This is a genomic window from Arthrobacter sp. GMC3 (assembly GCF_002929305.1).
Taxonomy (GTDB): Bacteria; Actinomycetota; Actinomycetes; order Actinomycetales; family Micrococcaceae; genus Specibacter.
In genome coordinates this window covers 480,730-496,646 of sequence record NZ_PJIO01000002.1, presented here as the reverse complement: position 1 = coordinate 496,646, position 15,917 = coordinate 480,730, and the positions used below count along the sequence as shown (strand labels likewise).

Annotated in this window: 13 protein-coding genes and 1 tRNA gene; 7 read left to right on the top strand and 7 right to left on the bottom strand. The window is 62.5% G+C overall.

Features of this window, described 5'->3' with window-relative positions; translation table 11 throughout:
• The first annotated feature begins 12 nt into the window (after positions 1 to 12).
• The gene (locus CXQ94_RS05760) at positions 13 to 492 is read left to right on the top strand and encodes a hypothetical protein (protein ID WP_104087230.1); all 480 of its coding nucleotides are present in this window, start codon (positions 13 to 15) and stop codon (positions 490 to 492) included.
• Positions 493 to 942 carry an Rrf2 family transcriptional regulator gene (locus CXQ94_RS05755; RefSeq protein WP_104087229.1) on the top strand — a complete coding sequence of 150 codons (450 nt, stop codon included), beginning with the start codon at positions 493 to 495 and terminating at the stop codon, positions 940 to 942. It abuts the gene before it with no gap.
• 35 nt (positions 943 to 977) lie between these two features.
• Here the strand turns inward: CXQ94_RS05755 and CXQ94_RS05750 are convergent, their stop codons facing one another.
• Complete coding sequence (locus CXQ94_RS05750; protein ID WP_258066772.1) at positions 978 to 2,822, bottom strand: phosphoenolpyruvate carboxykinase (GTP); 1,845 nt, start codon at positions 2,820 to 2,822, stop codon at positions 978 to 980.
• Between the two features lie 284 nt (positions 2,823 to 3,106).
• On the opposite strand from CXQ94_RS05750, the gene CXQ94_RS05745 reads away from it, so the two are divergent.
• A tRNA-Arg gene (locus CXQ94_RS05745) sits at positions 3,107 to 3,179 on the top strand.
• A 150-nt stretch (positions 3,180 to 3,329) separates the two neighbouring features.
• Here the strand turns inward: CXQ94_RS05745 and CXQ94_RS05740 are convergent.
• From CXQ94_RS05740 to CXQ94_RS05725, 4 genes are all read right to left on the bottom strand, one after another.
• The gene (locus CXQ94_RS05740; RefSeq protein ID WP_104087228.1) at positions 3,330 to 4,835 is read right to left on the bottom strand and encodes a carboxylesterase/lipase family protein; all 1,506 of its coding nucleotides are present in this window, start codon (positions 4,833 to 4,835) and stop codon (positions 3,330 to 3,332) included.
• An 11-nt stretch (positions 4,836 to 4,846) separates the two neighbouring features.
• Positions 4,847 to 6,157, bottom strand: a complete 1,311-nt coding sequence (locus CXQ94_RS05735; protein WP_258066771.1) for an MFS transporter — start codon at positions 6,155 to 6,157, stop codon at positions 4,847 to 4,849.
• A gap of 109 nt (positions 6,158 to 6,266) precedes the next feature.
• On the bottom strand, positions 6,267 to 7,526 hold the full coding sequence (locus CXQ94_RS05730) for an ROK family protein (RefSeq protein WP_104087226.1): 1,260 nt from the start codon (positions 7,524 to 7,526) through the stop codon (positions 6,267 to 6,269).
• Between the two features lie 30 nt (positions 7,527 to 7,556).
• Positions 7,557 to 8,156, bottom strand: coding sequence for a TetR/AcrR family transcriptional regulator (locus tag CXQ94_RS05725; protein WP_104087225.1), 600 nt, complete (start codon positions 8,154 to 8,156; stop codon positions 7,557 to 7,559).
• Between the two features lie 117 nt (positions 8,157 to 8,273).
• On the opposite strand from CXQ94_RS05725, the gene CXQ94_RS05720 reads away from it, so the two are divergent.
• Genes CXQ94_RS05720 through CXQ94_RS05705 form a run of 4 tightly spaced genes read left to right on the top strand, consistent with a single transcriptional unit; the run spans position 8,274 to position 14,388 of the window.
• On the top strand, positions 8,274 to 9,557 hold the full coding sequence (locus CXQ94_RS05720) for an MFS transporter (protein WP_104087224.1): 1,284 nt from the start codon (positions 8,274 to 8,276) through the stop codon (positions 9,555 to 9,557).
• Complete coding sequence (locus CXQ94_RS05715) at positions 9,557 to 10,288, top strand: phosphatase PAP2 family protein (protein WP_104087223.1); 732 nt, start codon at positions 9,557 to 9,559, stop codon at positions 10,286 to 10,288. The genes CXQ94_RS05720 and CXQ94_RS05715 overlap by 1 nt, the downstream gene beginning before the upstream one ends.
• A gap of 30 nt (positions 10,289 to 10,318) precedes the next feature.
• Complete coding sequence (locus CXQ94_RS05710) at positions 10,319 to 12,121, top strand: glycoside hydrolase family 3 protein (protein WP_104087222.1); 1,803 nt, start codon at positions 10,319 to 10,321, stop codon at positions 12,119 to 12,121.
• A 23-nt stretch (positions 12,122 to 12,144) separates the two neighbouring features.
• Positions 12,145 to 14,388 (top strand): glycoside hydrolase family 3 C-terminal domain-containing protein, encoded by a 2,244-nt coding sequence (locus tag CXQ94_RS05705; protein WP_104087221.1) that lies wholly within the window; start codon positions 12,145 to 12,147, stop codon positions 14,386 to 14,388.
• On the opposite strand, the gene CXQ94_RS05700 is transcribed toward CXQ94_RS05705, so the two are convergent.
• Positions 14,385 to 15,104, bottom strand: a complete 720-nt coding sequence (locus CXQ94_RS05700) for a triacylglycerol lipase (RefSeq protein ID WP_104087220.1) — start codon at positions 15,102 to 15,104, stop codon at positions 14,385 to 14,387. The genes CXQ94_RS05705 and CXQ94_RS05700 overlap by 4 nt on opposite strands.
• The gene (locus tag CXQ94_RS05695; RefSeq protein WP_104087219.1) at positions 15,101 to 15,847 is read right to left on the bottom strand and encodes an alpha/beta fold hydrolase; all 747 of its coding nucleotides are present in this window, start codon (positions 15,845 to 15,847) and stop codon (positions 15,101 to 15,103) included. The genes CXQ94_RS05700 and CXQ94_RS05695 overlap by 4 nt, the downstream gene beginning before the upstream one ends.
• Positions 15,848 to 15,917 lie beyond the last annotated feature (70 nt).

Sequence of the window (15,917 nt, the reverse complement as noted above, 5' to 3'; positions counted from 1 at the left end):
TTAGGAGTACCGATGGATACGAATAACACGGCGGCTGAGCAGGTCAGCGGCGAGCAGTCGGCCCAGGACGCACTGGTCCAGGACGACTTGAACAAGCTCATTGGCACGGCACTGGGTGTGGCCGGGGACCAGATTGAAGCCCACGGCGCGTTCTTGCCGGTGGCCTTGGTGGTCAGCAACGACGGCGACATCAGCTTGGTGGCCGTCTCGCCGAACACCGTGGAAGGCGAAGAGGAAACCGAGCTCGACGCCGACACCATGATCGCGGACCTCTACGAGGCTCTGGGCCAACAAAAAGAGCAAAACCGTGCCGCCGCCGTCGTCTGCGACATCCACTTGCCGGACGACGCAACCGACGCCATCCACATCATGGCCGAGCACAGCCATGGCGTGAGCGTCTCCGCTGTTCGCCCGTACAAGCAAACTGCGGAAGGTTGGGACTTTGCCGATCCATTCTTGGAACCTGGCGAGATCCAAATCTGGGGTGACTAAATGCGTTTGAGTGCGTTCTCGGATGTGTGTCTGCGCGTCTTGCTGGTCCTGAACGCTTCCGGGAAATCGGAGCTCCTGACGACCCAAAGCGTTGCCGACATGGTGGGCACACCGTACAACCACGTCAGCAAGTCGATGCTAAAGCTGCGCAACTTGGGTCTGGTGGAGGCTGTGCGTGGGCGCAGCGGCGGCGTGCGCATCTCCACCGCCGGGACGGAGATCTCCGTGGGCGGTGTGCTGCGTACTCTGAATGAACACAACGACGTGGCCGCCTGCCGTTCGGAGGCAGGCGATTGCCCCCTGTTGCACGACTGCGGACTCCGTGGTGCGCTGAACCGTGCCCGTGAGGCGTTCTACTTATCCTTGGACACCGTAACCATTGGCGGCCTGTCCAAGGACAAGCAACAGGGTCCTGTGCCCCTCACCCTTAGCACGACCCGCCCGCGCTAAGCCGCGCCACAGCAGGAGCCGTGGCGCGGCGGCGACTAGAGAGCGAAGCGGGCCTTCAAGTCATCCAGCTGGGCTGACATTTCCGTTGGCAGGGAATCACCGAAGCGGGCGTACCACTCGTGGATGCCCTTCAACTCCTCGTCCCATTCGGCCGGGACCACCTTGAGCGCGTCCTGCAGGTCCGACTCCGGCACCTCCAAACCTGCCAGGTCCAGTGAGCCGGGGGCGGGGATCAAACCAATGGGGGTCTCCACGGCAGCGGCGGTACCCTCAAGGCGTTCCACGACCCACTTGAGCACGCGGCTGTTCTCACCGAAACCAGGCCAGGCGAAGCCACCGCTGGAGGTGCGGCGGAACCAGTTCACCAGGAAGATCTTCGGCAGCCGGGCCTGGTTTGCCTTGGCGGAGAGCTCAATCCAGTGCTTGAGGTAGTCGCCGGCGTCGTAGCCCATGAACGGCAGCATGGCCATGGGGTCACGGCGGACCACGCCAACTGCCCCTGTGGCGGCCGCGGTGGTTTCCGAGGACAGCGTGGAACCCATGAAGATGCCGTGAGTCCAGTCGCGAGCCTGCGTTACCAGGGGAATTGTGGTTTTGCGACGTCCGCCGAACAAGATGGCGTTAATTTCAACACCTTCGGGTGCGTAGTACTCCGAGGAGAGCATGTCCACCTGATCGATGGGTGTGCAGAACCGTGAGTTCGGGTGCGCTGCGGGGTGGCCAGATTCTGGCGTCCAGCTATTGCCCTGCCAGTCGGTCAGGTGAGCAGGCACCTGCTCGGTCATACCCTCCCACCAAACGCCGCCGTCGTCGGTCAAGGCAACGTTGGTGAAGACCGAATTGCCCTTGGCGATCGCGGCCATGGCGTTCGGGTTTGTGGACCAGCCGGTGCCTGGTGCCACGCCAAATAGGCCTGCCTCTGGGTTGACCGCGCGCAGTTCGCCTTCCTTGCCAAAGCGCATCCAGTTGATGTCATCGCCGAGTGTCTCAGCTTTCCAACCGGGGATGGTTGGTTCCAGCAGCGCCAGGTTGGTCTTGCCACAGGCCGACGGGAACGCGGCAGCCACGTGGTAGCTCTTGTTTTCGGGGCTGATGAGCTTCAGGATCAGCATGTGCTCGGCCAGCCAGCCTTCGTCACGGGCCATGACGGAGGCGATGCGCAGCGCAAAGCACTTCTTGCCCAGTAGCGCGTTGCCGCCGTAGCCGGAGCCGTAGGAGAAGATGGAACGCTCTTCGGGGAAGTGCACAATCCACTTCTCTTCGTTGCACGGCCAGGCAACGTCCTTTTCGCCTGGTGCCAGCGGTGCGCCGACGGAGTGCAGTGCCGGGACAAAGAAGGCGTTGGTGAGTTCGAGCTGACGCAAAACGTCGGTACCGATGCGTGCCATGATGCGCATCGAGGTCACCACGTAGGCGGAGTCGGTGATCTCGACGCCGTATTTGGGATCCTCAGCATCCAGCGGACCCATGACAAAGGGAATGACGTACATGGTGCGTCCGCGCATGCTCCCGGCGAACCTGTCATCCAGGATCGCCTTCATGGCCGTTGGTTCCATCCAATTGTTGGTGAACCCGGCGTCGCGCTTGCTCTTGGAGCAGATGAACGTCCTGCCCTCGACGCGGGCCACATCCTTGGGATCTGAAAACGCGGCAAAGGAATTCGGAAACAGTTCCGGATTGAGCCGGGTGAACGTCCCGCCACTGACCAACTCGTCAGTCAACCGGGCATATTCGCGCTCCGACCCGTCCACCCAGTGAATATTCTCCGGCTGGGTAAGCGCAGCAACCTCCGCAACCCAGGCGGCCAGGCCGCTGTGGGTGGTCATTGCCTGCTCAACAGATTCCTGCACTGGCGCGTGGCCCATCATGTATCCCTTCATTGGGTCAGTCAGTTGGTGACTAAATGCTATTGCCCCAAAATTGGCACTTTCAGGCATTGGACATGGGATCTCTACCCGGTACCGAGGAGGAAAATGCCGGATTTTCGGGGTTTTCACATATTGTTATGGTTATCATTTGTGATGCAGATCACCTAGACCGGTCTAGTGTCGGGGAACACCGCCATTTGGAGCTTCTTCGATTTGTGCGCGAGGGCCATGTCGGGTTAGAGTTATTCACGGCCCGAGGGTCAACAAAGAAACATAGAAACATAGAAACAGAATATGCGTGCGTAGCTCAATGGATAGAGCACCTGACTACGGATCAGGAGGTTGGGGGTTCGAGTCCCTTCGCGCGCACAGTAAGAAAAGCGGTCCACTTCGGTGGGCCGCTTTTTTGTTTAACTACGTTTCTGGCCTATTAAAGTACTTTGTCCGCTTACCCGTTGTTATCCAACAACGGGTAAGCGGACAAAGGCCAGTCTTGCGTAGTGCCAGTGCGCCTAAGACTTAGGAGACACGCTCCGGCAGCAGCGCGCGGGTGTCACCATAGCCGTCACGCACCACAGAGGTAGGTACGTCATAAACACGCACAGCACGGTCCACATCGTCGTAGGCAGGCCAGCCTGGCTGGCCCGTGGCGATGAACGCGACGCTACTGGCGTGCAGCCCGTCGGCGAGTTCCTGCGGGGGTTCGGTGCCCGCAATAGCCGGCACGTGCTCTTCTCCGAGAACATCCCACATGAAGGGGACGTCAATGCAATGGCAGGCGTCGCCCATGGTCGGGGACTTCCAGGAGAACCGGTAGAGCCACGTTGGCGCCCCAGCGGCCGCACGAACCTCGGCGAGGTTTAGTGACGGCGCCCGGAACATGAAGTCCGTGACGTACTGACCCACCAATTCAGCCGTCCCCAGGCCCGGGTGCGAGGCGACGTAGGCCTCGATGAGCGCCGGGGCCACACCTACCGAGCCCAGCACGGCCGCAGGCGGAACCTCGGCCAGCGCATCGCGGGCGCCCGCCATGACCATGTTGAACTCGTTGTCCGTTGTCCCAATGATCAGTTCCTTATCGGCTCCGATGCCGGCAGCGAGTGCATCGACGGTACCCAGGGGGATGAGCTCGCCGTCCACTACGGGGCCCAGCGTCAAGGTACCGCCGCCCAGGAACATCTTCAACCCCGCCAGAGGGTCCGCGTCGGCGCCACCGTCTCCGGCACTCAGGGAGGAAACCTGGCCCTGAAGTGCCAGAACTTCGGCCTCGCTCAGCGTAGACAGCCCGGCAATGGTGGGTGCAACCCCGCCCAATTCGGCCAGCTTTCGACCCAGCTCCTCGGATTCTTCCAATGTGGCCGCCGTGGGCGGGCCGGAAAGTGAGATCACGCTCTTAAACAAGGGCTGCGCGGAAGGCATCGCTAGAAGCGTCTGAACCGCACCGCCACCTGCCGACTGCCCGGAAAGGGTCACCCGGGACGGGTCACCACCGAATGCGGCAATGTTGTCCTTGACCCATTCCAAGGCAAGCAGCCAGTCAAGAACGCCACGGTTGCTCGGTGCATCCTCGATCCAGCCAAAGCCGTCAAAGCCCAAACGGTAGGACACGGAAACCGTGACCACACCGTCGCGATTGAACGCCGCGCCGTCGTACCAGGGACTTGCCGGAGAGCCTGCAACGTAGCCGCCGCCGTGAATCCAAACCAACACCGGAAGGCCAACGCCGTCCGCTTCAACGGGGCTGGGGGTGAAAACATTGACGTTTAGGGTGGACTCCCCCAAAATGGACGGTTCCGGGATCAGGGTGACCTCGGCGAGGGCCTTGCGCTGCGGGGTGGCGCCGTGTTCCAGGGCGTCACGCACGCCCTCCCAGGGCCGGTGCGGAACCGGTGCCTGGAAACGGTTCTCGCCAACGGGCGGTTCCGCGAAGGGAATTCCCAGGAAGGCCGCCGAGTTCTCGCGCCAGAAGCCGCGGACCGTGCCGGCTGTTGTGGTTACTTCGGGATGCTGTGCAGATGTTGTCATTGCGAATTTTCCTAGCGAACGCTTTTGATGGGGATCAGAACGAGTGCGGCGATGACCACTGAGATCATGCCGAAGATAAACAGAGCTTGGTAGCCGCCAAGAACTCCAATCAGGAGGCCGGCAACTGCCGGGCTCAGGGCCTGCGGAATATTGGTGGCGACGTTCAGGATGCCAAGATCCTTACCGGCTGCAGCGCCACCACCGGGCAGGACCTCAGTCATCAGGGCGGTGTCGCAGGCCATGTAAAGACCGAAGCCGAAGCCGTTGATGGCACTCATGACCAGCATCCCGGTGAGGCTCGGCATCAACAGCGGCATGGCCAGGCCGATGACCATGATGACGGTGGCGGCGTAGATGAAGACCTTGCGTCGACCGAGCTTGTCGCTCCAGAATCCGGCCAGCACGATCGAGACAATCGTCGGGACCATGCCGACTATGGCGAGCAGGCCAGCCTTGACGGCTGCGTCCGCCAGTGTGAGGTGAATGTAGTCAGTGAGGATGTAGAGGTTGTAGGCCGAGATGACGAAGTAGCCCAGGATGAAGAAGAATCGTGCGGCGAATGCCCAGGCGAAATCGGGGTTTTCCTTCGGCTTGATCCAGAATCCGGAGGCGAACTGCTTCCAGCTGAAGGGTTCCACAACGAGGGAAACGCTTGACTTGTCGCGGTTGAACAGTACGAAGAGCACTGTCACGACGAGCACACCCACACCGAAGACGGTGTAGCCGATGCCCACGTTGCTAGCGAACTGGCCGGCGGCAACCACGCCAACTGCAGCACCGATCATCATGCCCATACCGACCATGGCCGATGCGGCACCACGCTTTGAACGGGGGAAACGGTCGGGGACGATGGCCGAGAGCGGACCCTGGAAAGCGTTCAGGGCAACCTGGATAATGACCCAAAAGACGGTGATCCACAGGACGTTCTTCATGCCGCCCAGGCCAAGCAGGGCGATAGCTGCGATCGAGGAGCCAATGAGCATCCACGGTGCGCGACGCCCTAGCCGGGATCGGGTCCTGTCGCTGAAGGCGCCAACGATGGGCTGGGCGAACAGGGTAAAGATAAATGAGACCGTGGTGACGATGGCCAGGTTAGTGATCTTGTCGGCTTCACTGATCAGTGCAACCTGGACGGGCAGCAGGATGCCGGTCAGGGCCGAGTAGGTGGCAAAGAGGAAGACCGAGGCGATTGCCATCCAAGGCAGGATCGCCTTGGTAGCCGGAGGGCTGATCGAGGGCTGATCGTCGATAAGCGACGAGTCGGGAGCACTTGTCGCTTTACTGGGCTGGGTGACGCCGGAGGAGGGAGCTGGATTGGACACGAGGATTCCTCATCTTTGAGATTTCGCGATACTGAAGTAATGTCCGCCACAAATTGGCAGACCTAGTAATCGAGTATGCATCCCTCGTGCCAATAATTCAAGGGTTGAACTATATGGATATTTTGAGCGGGTCCATCAATGCCCTGTCCCGGGCATCCCGGACCGCACCAAACAGGGCCGCGTCATCAGCCAGCTGGCCTGCCACAACCGTGGGGCCCACCCAAAGCTGGCCGGACATGGGCTGAGGCCAGCCTTGTTCAAGGCGCTCCTTGACGGTATGCGCCAGATGCGCCCAGTAGCCACCCAAGACAATAATCTGCGGGTCAAAGGACATGGCCAGGATTTGCAGGGCGCGGCAGATCCATTCCACAGCCGTGTCCCAAGCTGCCGTGGCGCGCGGCTCACCCGCCAAGATGCGTGTGGTCAGTTCTGACAGCGCGGCCGTTAGCCCATCGCGGATCAGGATGTCCGTCAAGCCAGCGGCCGCCAGAATCGCATCGGGTCCGGCAACAGTGACCAGGCAACCATGCTGCCCACAACCGCACAATTCCCCGCCTGGAACCAAGGGCAGGTGCCCCAAGGCTCCCGCCAATTTGTGGGCGCCCTCGATCGCTATGCCGCCGCTAATAATGGCGCCACCGATACCCGAATTGCTCTTCATGTAGATCAAATCCTGGACGTCCGGGAGCAGGTCAAGCTCCGCCTGCGCCGCCAGAATGGAATCTGGCACCAGCCGGGCAAAGTCAGGCAGCCTGGGGTCACGCCGTCGCAATCCCGCCAAAACGTCAACGCTCCACCAGCCGAGATCCGTGTCCGCCAAAACCACGGCAGGCTCTCCGCCCACCGGCGCAAATACAACAACCGTGACGTCAACAAGACTCCGCCCGAGAGCCCGCGCGGCATCCACGAGCTGGCCGAAGACTGCGGCCAGTTGGTCCAAGATCGGTTCGGGTTGGCCCATGGGTCGGCCATGGCTCTGCGCCATACGCAGCAGGGGCTCGCCAGCCAGGGTGGTCAGGAGTCCAGTGACTTTGTCTGCATCGAGCTGGAGCACCAGAATCGCCACATGGTCGGCAGCCAGTGCCAAGAGTGTGAGCGGGCGTCCTTTGCCCTTTGCGTTTTCTTGCACAACGCCCGACGGCGTCTTTGGCTCCGCCTCGGATATCAGCCCGGATTCAAGCATGAGGGCCGTCAACGCCGTGACCGAGCCTCGGGTTAGACCGGTTCCCTTGGCTATCTGGCTCCTGGACGCCGCTTGATTTTCGAGAAGGAAACGTGCCACAACACTAAGGTTGTGGCGCCGGACATCACCGCTAACAAGGGTGCTGGATTGCTCTGCTTCGTTCTCGGAACCTCGTGGAAACGCCATGAGCCGAGTTTAGCCACACGTTGTGCAAAATCAGTCAGCGAGCAACCGTGAGGGTGACACGGTTCCCAAGAGCTCGAGCAAATAATCAACATGATCGCCCATATCGATGCCGGGATCGAGCATCCACTGGACCTGCATACCGTCGGCGAGCGCTATGACAATGGCTGCAAGCTTTTCTACGTCGAGGCCCGCGGCAAGGGTGCCCGCCGCCTGCCGTTCGGCCAACGCCTGCGAAAGTCTTGCGCGAAAATCCTGGTAGCGGCTAACAAAGAATTCATGGGCCGGGTGGTTTGGGTCGCTGGCGGCGGCAGAAAGGGTCGCGTAGAGCTGCACCAGGCCAGGCACCTGCGCATTGTGGCGGGTGATGGTGCTCAGGATCTTGAACGCGTCGCCCTCTTCGGCATGTGAGGTGGCAAAATCCGTCTCGTCACGCTTTCGCAGGATAGCCGCCAAGAGCTCTTCCTTGGAACCGAAATAGTGCATTAAGCCCGGCAGGCTCAGCTTGCACTCCCGCGCTACTTCGCGCAGGGAGGTGCCCCGGTATCCCTCTTGGGAAAAGATTGCCAGTGCGGTTCGCAGGATTTCTTCACGTTTGGCAACACCTTTGGGGTAAGAACCTTTCTCGGACATGCCCCGATGCTACAACACCATGCAGGTCAAAGATTAACCCTTGCACAAAGAAACCGTGCGTTGTATGGTTTTGCTAATTGCGTCAAGGAAGACGCCTACCCGAAAGGCCATGAACCCATGACGACGACGTCACTCGCTGGGAATCCTAACCCGCAGCTCATCGACGGCTCCACAGAAGGGGCCGTCCAAATCAAGGGCCGCCTGCGCAAACTGCTCATCTGGATGCTGCCCACCAATATCTCCATCTTCCTCATCTGGGGCGCCGTACCCGGGATCTTGCTGGCCCTGCAGATCCAGCACATCGATGAAAGCGCTAAAGCCGCTAACCTGGCCCTGGTGACTGGAATCGGCGCCTTTGGCGCCATGCTGGCCCAGCCCATCGCCGGCATGGTCTCGGACCGGACCCGCAGCAGGTTTGGCCGCCGCGCCCCGTGGATGGTTCTGGGCGCCCTGGTGGGCGGGCTGTCCCTGATCGGCATGGGGTTGGCCAACGGCCTGGTCCAGATCACCCTTGCCTGGGTCATGGTGCAAATAGCCTTCAACTTCGCACAGGGTCCCCTGAGCGCCGTCATGCCGGACAGGGTCCCTCGTTCGGTGCGGGGCACCTTTGCCGCACTCTCCGGGCTCGGTCTCATGCTTGGCTCGATCGGCGGACAGATCCTTGGCTCGCAGCTGGCCTCCAACATTCCCGCTGGGTATGTGGTTTTGGCCGGGATTGCACTGGTGGTTGTCACGCTGTTTGTCGTGTTCAACCCCGACCGCTCCAGTGTGGGCGAACCCCGTGAATCGTTCTCCATGGTGTTGTTCCTCAAGACATTTTGGGTCAACCCGGTGGCTCACCCTGACTTCTTTTGGGGCTTCACCGGCCGGCTCCTGCTGTACAACGGCTATTTTGCGGTGAGCGGCTACCAGCTCTACATGCTGCAGGACTACATCGGCCTCGGTGAAAGCGCCATCAGCTACGTGCCACTGCTTGGCATGATCAGCCTGGTCGGCATCATTGCGGCATCCCTGGTTTCAGGCCCGCTTTCGGACAAGTTTGGCCGGCGCAAGATCTTCGTCGTCATCGCCTCCGTCCTGCTGGCCGTGGCACTGTTGGTCCCGTTTGTCTCCCCCACCCTGACCGGCATGATGATCTACTCCGCAATCTCCGGCGTCGGCTTTGGCTGTTTCCAAGCCGTTGACACCGCCTTGATCACCGAGGTCCTCCCCTCCAAGACAGACTTTGGCAAGGACCTGGGCGTGGTGAACATCGCCGCTACCCTGCCGCAAACCCTCGCCCCCGCCGTGGCCGGTGTCATCGTGGTCAGTTTTGGCGGCTACGGGACCCTGTTCCCGGTGGCCATGGTCCTTGCCCTCCTCGGCGCTGTCGCGATCTTGCCGATCAAGTCGGTGCGCTAGTGAGCGGCGCGGCGAATTCAGGAGCCCGCACGACGACGGGTCTCGAGCAGGGGGCGCAGACTCCCCTTCCGCACAATGGGCGCAAGCGGTGGCAGTGGGTTGCCTCAGCAAGCTGCGCAGCCTTTGCCATCGCCATGACGCTCACGCTCCTACCGGCACCGGCCACTCCCTTCTATCAGGGCTTTGACGCATGGTGGCATTCAGTGGCCACGGCCACCCCGGGATATACGCCCAGTGGTTTGGTCGCTTTCCTTGACGCGTTCGGACGCCCGCCGGGCATGATCGTACTCCCCGTGATCCTCCTGGTGTTGGGCTTCGCCCGCCGCTGGTGGGGCATGCTGTTTGCCTTCCTGGCATACCTTGTCCCGTCGATCTTCGCCCAGCTCCTGAAGGGTATGGTTGACCGCCCCCGCCCTGCCGATCCGCTGGTCATAGTGGACCACGGTTCCTTCCCCTCCGGACACGTCGTGTCCACCACCGCATTCATCATCCTGATTGCTGTTCTGCTTTCCCCTGCGGTTCGCCGCTACTGGTGGCCGGTGGGTATCGCCTTTGTGCTGGTGATGATGTGGAGCCGGACCTTCCTTGGCGCCCACTGGCTCACCGACACCTTTGCCGGAGCCGCAGTTGGCGCCTGCGTCACCCTCCTTCTGTGGTGGCTTTTCAGCCCCCTTCTGGCCCGCGACGATGCCCGCCGGGCACGCCGCAAAAAAACCGTATCCCCCGCCTGACCGATCAAGATTAAAGGACATCTTTCCCCCATGACTGATACAACAAGCAACCCCGTGGATCCGAGCTTTCGGGACGCCAGCCTGCCCACCGCCGACCGAGTGGAGAACCTTCTTGGCCAGATGACGCTGGAAGAAAAGGCAGGCCTGTTTTTCCACACCATGCTCTCCATGGGTGAGAACGGCGAACTGGCCCAGGCCAACCCCGTTTTCGGCACCGTTTCCACCGCGGAGATGGTTACCGGACGTGCCATGACCCACTTCAACCTTTTCGGAAGCGCCCTCAACGCGGCCGAAATGGCCACCTGGCACAACAAGCTTCAGGAACTGGCGGCCAGCTCCCGCCTGGGCATCCCCGTTACCCTGTCCACGGATCCCCGACATTCCTTCACCGAGAACCCTGGCACCGCCATGCTGGCCGGGCCGTTCTCACAGTGGCCCGAACCCCTGGGCTTAGCGGCCATTGGCGACGAAGCACTCGTGGAACGCTTTGGTGACATTGCCCGTCAGGAATACACCGCCGTCGGACTGCGTGTTGCCCTGCACCCGCAGATCGACCTGGCCACAGAGCCCCGCTGGTCACGCCAGGTAGCAACATTTGGTGAGGACGCCGAGCTCACCGGCAAGCTCGCCGCCGCCTACATCCGCGGCTTCCAGGGAGAAACCCTGGGCGCGGACTCCGTGGCCACCATGACCAAGCACTTCCCCGGTGGTGGCCCGCAAAAGGACGGCGAGGACCCGCACTTCGCCTACGGCCGCGAGCAGGTTTACCCGGGAGACAACTTCGAGCACCACCTTTTGCCCTTCGAGGCGGCCTTCGATGCCGGCACCAGCCAGATCATGCCGTACTACGGCATGCCCGTGGGTACCGAATACGACGAGGTGGGCTTCGGATTCAACAAGTCCGTCATCACCGGCTTGCTGCGCGATCGCTACAAGTTCGACGGCGTGGTGTGCACCGACTGGGGCCTGCTCAGTGACGCCGTGATCGCCGGTTCCCCGTTCCCGGCCCGCGCCTGGGGCGTGGAACACCTCTCCACCCGCGAACGCATGGTGGCAGTATTGAACGCTGGAGCCGACCAGTTTGGCGGGGAGGCGATCCCCGAATTGCTCATTGACCTGGTGCGTAGCGGGGAAATCAGCGAGGAACGTCTGGACGTCTCGGCCCGCCGCTTGCTGCGTGAAAAGTTCACTCTTGGACTCTTCGATGCGCCCTTCGTGGACGTCGAGAAAGCGGCAGAATTGGTTGGCAGCGACGAGTTCAGGGCTGCCGGAGACGCCGCCCAGCGCGCTTCCTTCACACTGCTGAGCAACCAGGCCACCGATGGTGGTGCCCCCACGCTTCCTCTGCCGCGCGGCGTCAAGGTTTACCTGCAGGGCGTTGATGCGCAGCTGGCTTCCACCTACGCCACTGTGGTTGAAACACCCCAGGAGGCCGACGTCGCTATTGTCCGCTTGCAGGCCCCGTTTGAGCAGCGCGAGACGATGTTTGAGAACTTCTTCCATGCCGGATCTCTGGACTACCCGGCCGAACAACTCCAGGAGCTGACCACGCTATGCCGTACGGTGCCTACCGTTCTTGACGTGTTCTTGGACCGTCCGGCAATCCTCACCCCGCTAGTTGGGGAGGCTGCCGCCATCACCGCGAATTTTGGTGCCAGCGGCGCAGCCCTCTTGGACATCGTCTTTGGTGCAGCACAGCCCCAGGGCAAATTGCCCATGGATCTGCCCCGCTCCATGGCAGCCGTGGAAGCCAACCTTCCCGATGTCCCCTTCGACACCGTTGACCCGTTGTTCCGCTTTGGCCACGGCCTGCGCTACTCCACAGCCTCCTAACCCCTTCACCGAAAAGGAATCTCATGACGAAAGCAATAGACACTCTGCCCTCGCTGACAGTGGAGGAGAAGGCGTCACTGACAAGTGGCGCAAGTTTTTGGAAGACCAAGCCCATTGAGCGCGTTGGCGTCCCGGACATCATGGTCACCGACGGCCCGCACGGAGTGCGCAAGCAGCGCGGGACCGGGGACCACGTTGGCCTGACCGACAGTGTGCCGGCCACCTGCTTCCCGCCTGCCGCAGCCATGGGCTCCACCTGGGACGCCGAGCTGCTGCACCGTGTCGGCGTGGCACTGGGCGAGGAGTCCAAAGCCGAGGACGTGGCGGTACTGCTGGGCCCGGGCATCAACATCAAGCGCTCCCCCCTGGGCGGGCGCAACTTTGAATACCTCTCCGAGGACCCACTCATCAGCGGTGTCCTGGGCGCCGCACTTGTTAACGGCCTGCAGAGTCAAGGCGTAGGTACTTCGCTGAAGCATTTTGCGGCCAACAACCAGGAGACCGACCGTCTGCGCGTCAGCGCCGACATCGACGAGCGCCCTCTGCGCGAGATCTACCTGCGCGGCTTCGAGCGCGTGGTCAAGACGGCCCAGCCGTGGACGGTCATGTGTTCATACAACAAGATCAACGGCACGTACACCTCCGAGGATCCGTGGCTGCTGACGAAAGTCCTGCGCGAGGAGTGGGGCTTCGACGGCCTGGTGGTCTCCGACTGGGGCGCCGTGAGCAACCGCGTTGCAGGCCTTGCCGCCGGCATGGACCTGGAAATGCCCGCAAGCGGCGGCGTGACGGACGCCCAGATCGTTGCGGCCATTGCCGACGGAACCCTGGCCGAGTCGGTTCTGGACACGGCGGCTAGCAGGGTCCTGAACCTAGTTGACAAGGCTGTGGCCGGCGCCGATGCCACGGCCACCTACGACCAGGACGCCCACCACGCCCTGGCCCGCGAAGTTGCCGGGCGCAGCATCGTGCTGTTGAAGAACGACGGCGACATCCTCCCCCTGGGTGCCTCCACCAAGGTGGCCGTCATCGGCGAATTTGGCCGCACCCCGCGCTACCAGGGGGCCGGCAGCTCGCTGATCAACCCCACAAAGCTCGACAACGCCCTCGATGAAATTCGCGCAGCGGCCGGCGATGTCAGCTTCGCCGCCGGTTACGCAACGGGCGACGCCGATGCAACGGGCCTGCTCGAGGAGGCCGTGGCCGCGGCCGCAGCCGCCGACGTTGCCGTACTGTTCCTGGGCCTGCCCGGCGGCGACGAGTCCGAGGGCTTCGACCGCACCCACATTGAACTCCCGGCAGTACAGACCGATCTGCTGGACGCCGTCGTGGCAGCCAACCCGCGCACCGTCGTCGTACTGTCCAACGGCAGCGTTGTTCGGGTCTCGGGCTGGGACGCGAAGGTCCCCGCCATTCTCGAAGGCTGGCTGCTGGGCCAGGCTGGCGGCGGCGCCATCGCCGACGTCCTGTTCGGCGCGGTTAACCCCTCAGGCCGGCTGGCCGAGACCATCCCCGTCAAGCTCGCAGACACCCCCGCCTACCTGGACTTCCCGGGCGAAAACTCGCATGTGCGCTATGGCGAGGGCCTGTTCGTTGGCTACCGCTACTACGACGCCCGCACCGTGGAGGTCAGCTACCCGTTCGGGCACGGCCTGTCCTACACGAGCTTCGGTTACGCCGACCTCCAGGTCTCCGCAAGCGATGCCGGACTGTCCGTCAGCGTGGAGGTCACCAACACCGGTGCCCTCGCCGGCCGCGAAGTGGTCCAGGCCTACGTCAGCGTGAACGACTCGGCAGTGGTTCGCGCACCGCGCGAGCTGCGCGCCTTCGCCAACGTTTCCTTGGCGGCCGGCGAAAGCAAGCGCGTGCAACTGGACATCCCCCGCGAAGACCTGGCGTACTACAACGTGCCGGTCTCCGCCTGGATCGTGGAAGGCGGCGACTACACAGTTCAGGTGGGCGCATCCTCACGTGACCTGCGCGCCTCGGCAACGGTCGCCGTCATCGGCGATGTGGTCACCGTGACTCTGAGCGCCAATTCAACGATCGGCGAATGGTTTGCGCATCCTGTGGGCGGTGCCGTGCTGGGCCAGGCCTTTGCGGCCGCGCAGGCCAATGGTGGCGAAGGTGAGCTTGCCGCCGTGTTCTCCGACCCGTCCATGATGCTGATGCTCGCCTCCATGCCGCTGAGCCGGATCGCAGCATTCCCCGGCAGTCCGCTGACCCCCGACATGCTCGAATCGTTGGTGGCCGCGGGTAACGCCTAAGAGGTGGTGGGGCTGTCCTTGACTGACAGTCCCACTACGGCTTGTTCGACGGCGGTCAGCACAGTCTCATCGCCTAGCGTGCGGAAGTGCCCGGAGACGGGCACTTCTACGTTAACGGCACCCTGCAGGGCGCTTCCGCCGGGAATGTGTGGATCAAATTCCGGGTAGATGGACACCACCTGGGCGTTAATGTCCGTCTCTGCCTGCAGGGCCATGAGAACCGTGTCATTCGGGGAGAAATCGCGCATGGTCCGGGACAGCAGGTACCGGGCGTAGAGCGAGCCGGAAAACGGCGTCGCCACCGCAACCAAGCCTCGGATCTCCACGGAACTGGCGTCGGCGTCGAGCATCACGTGCTTGCCAATCAACCCGCCCTTGCTGTGCGCCAGCAGGACCACCTGATCCACGCCGTGGACGGAGCGCAAGTCAGCCAGGGCCTGTCCCACCAGGTCCGCGGAAACCGGCACACTCCGGCGGTTGATCCCCAGTTGGGGCACGGCAAACACCCGGTAGCCCAGGGCATTGAGCCGCTGTGCGGCAGGTTCCAAAAAGAGCCAGGTCTCGTAGACACCAGGCAACAGCACGACGGCGGGCTTCTCAGGGTCCCCTACCGCGTAGGCTGCGGGGCAGCGCCTCCGGAATACTGATAGCAGCTGGCGCCACCCGGCATACAAGTAGTCAAGCAGCCACCACCACGGGCGCAGGAGCCGCTTCATGCTCCGCCCACGTAGGCAACGTGGGCCACGATGTACCGGGCCACGCATTCGCCGTCCTTGACCATGGTCTCGTGTCCACGGCCTTCCACCTCCACCATGGTGGCACCGGGAATCAACGCCGTCACTTCCTCCACCCAACCGTGTGGGCAGACGGGATCGCGCTTGCCCCGGATCACCAGGGTGTGCGCCCGGATCTGCGGCAGCGTGTCCTCGATGGCGTGCGCCATCATGGAGCGCAACTTCTTGATGAACCAGCGCGGGCCAGTCTTGGCATAGTTCTTCATTCCCAGCGCCAGCAGACGCGGGCTTTCACCGAACAGGTCCTGTGTCATGCGCCAAGCCTGGCGGCCAATGCTGCGCTCATGCTGGTTCACCGTGGGCGCCACCAGCACCAGCTCGGGAAACAGGTCCGGGCGTTGAGCGGCAGCCTCGGCAACCACCTGGGTACCCATGGAGTGGCCCACCAGAACCGGCCTGCCAAGCCCCTCAACTTCTACAAAGTCGATGAGGACCTTGCCCATTTGCGCCATGGTCAGGGCGTCCCTGGGCTCTGGCGCGTCTCCGAAGCCGGGCAGGTCAATGGCCACCACCCGCCCATGCGCTTCCAGAGCCTGGCTCAGTTGGGCGAAATACGCGATCCCCATACCGATGCCGTGGACCAGCAAAAACGTGCGCCCGTCCACTTTATCGGTGTCAGTTGTGACCACCTCATACCCACCCGCGTGAACTTTGCGCACCGTCATGTTCACAGTATCGCCGAGAACTGCGCTCTCTCACTAAACTACGACGGCGCCGCCTTCGCTGCGCCGTCGT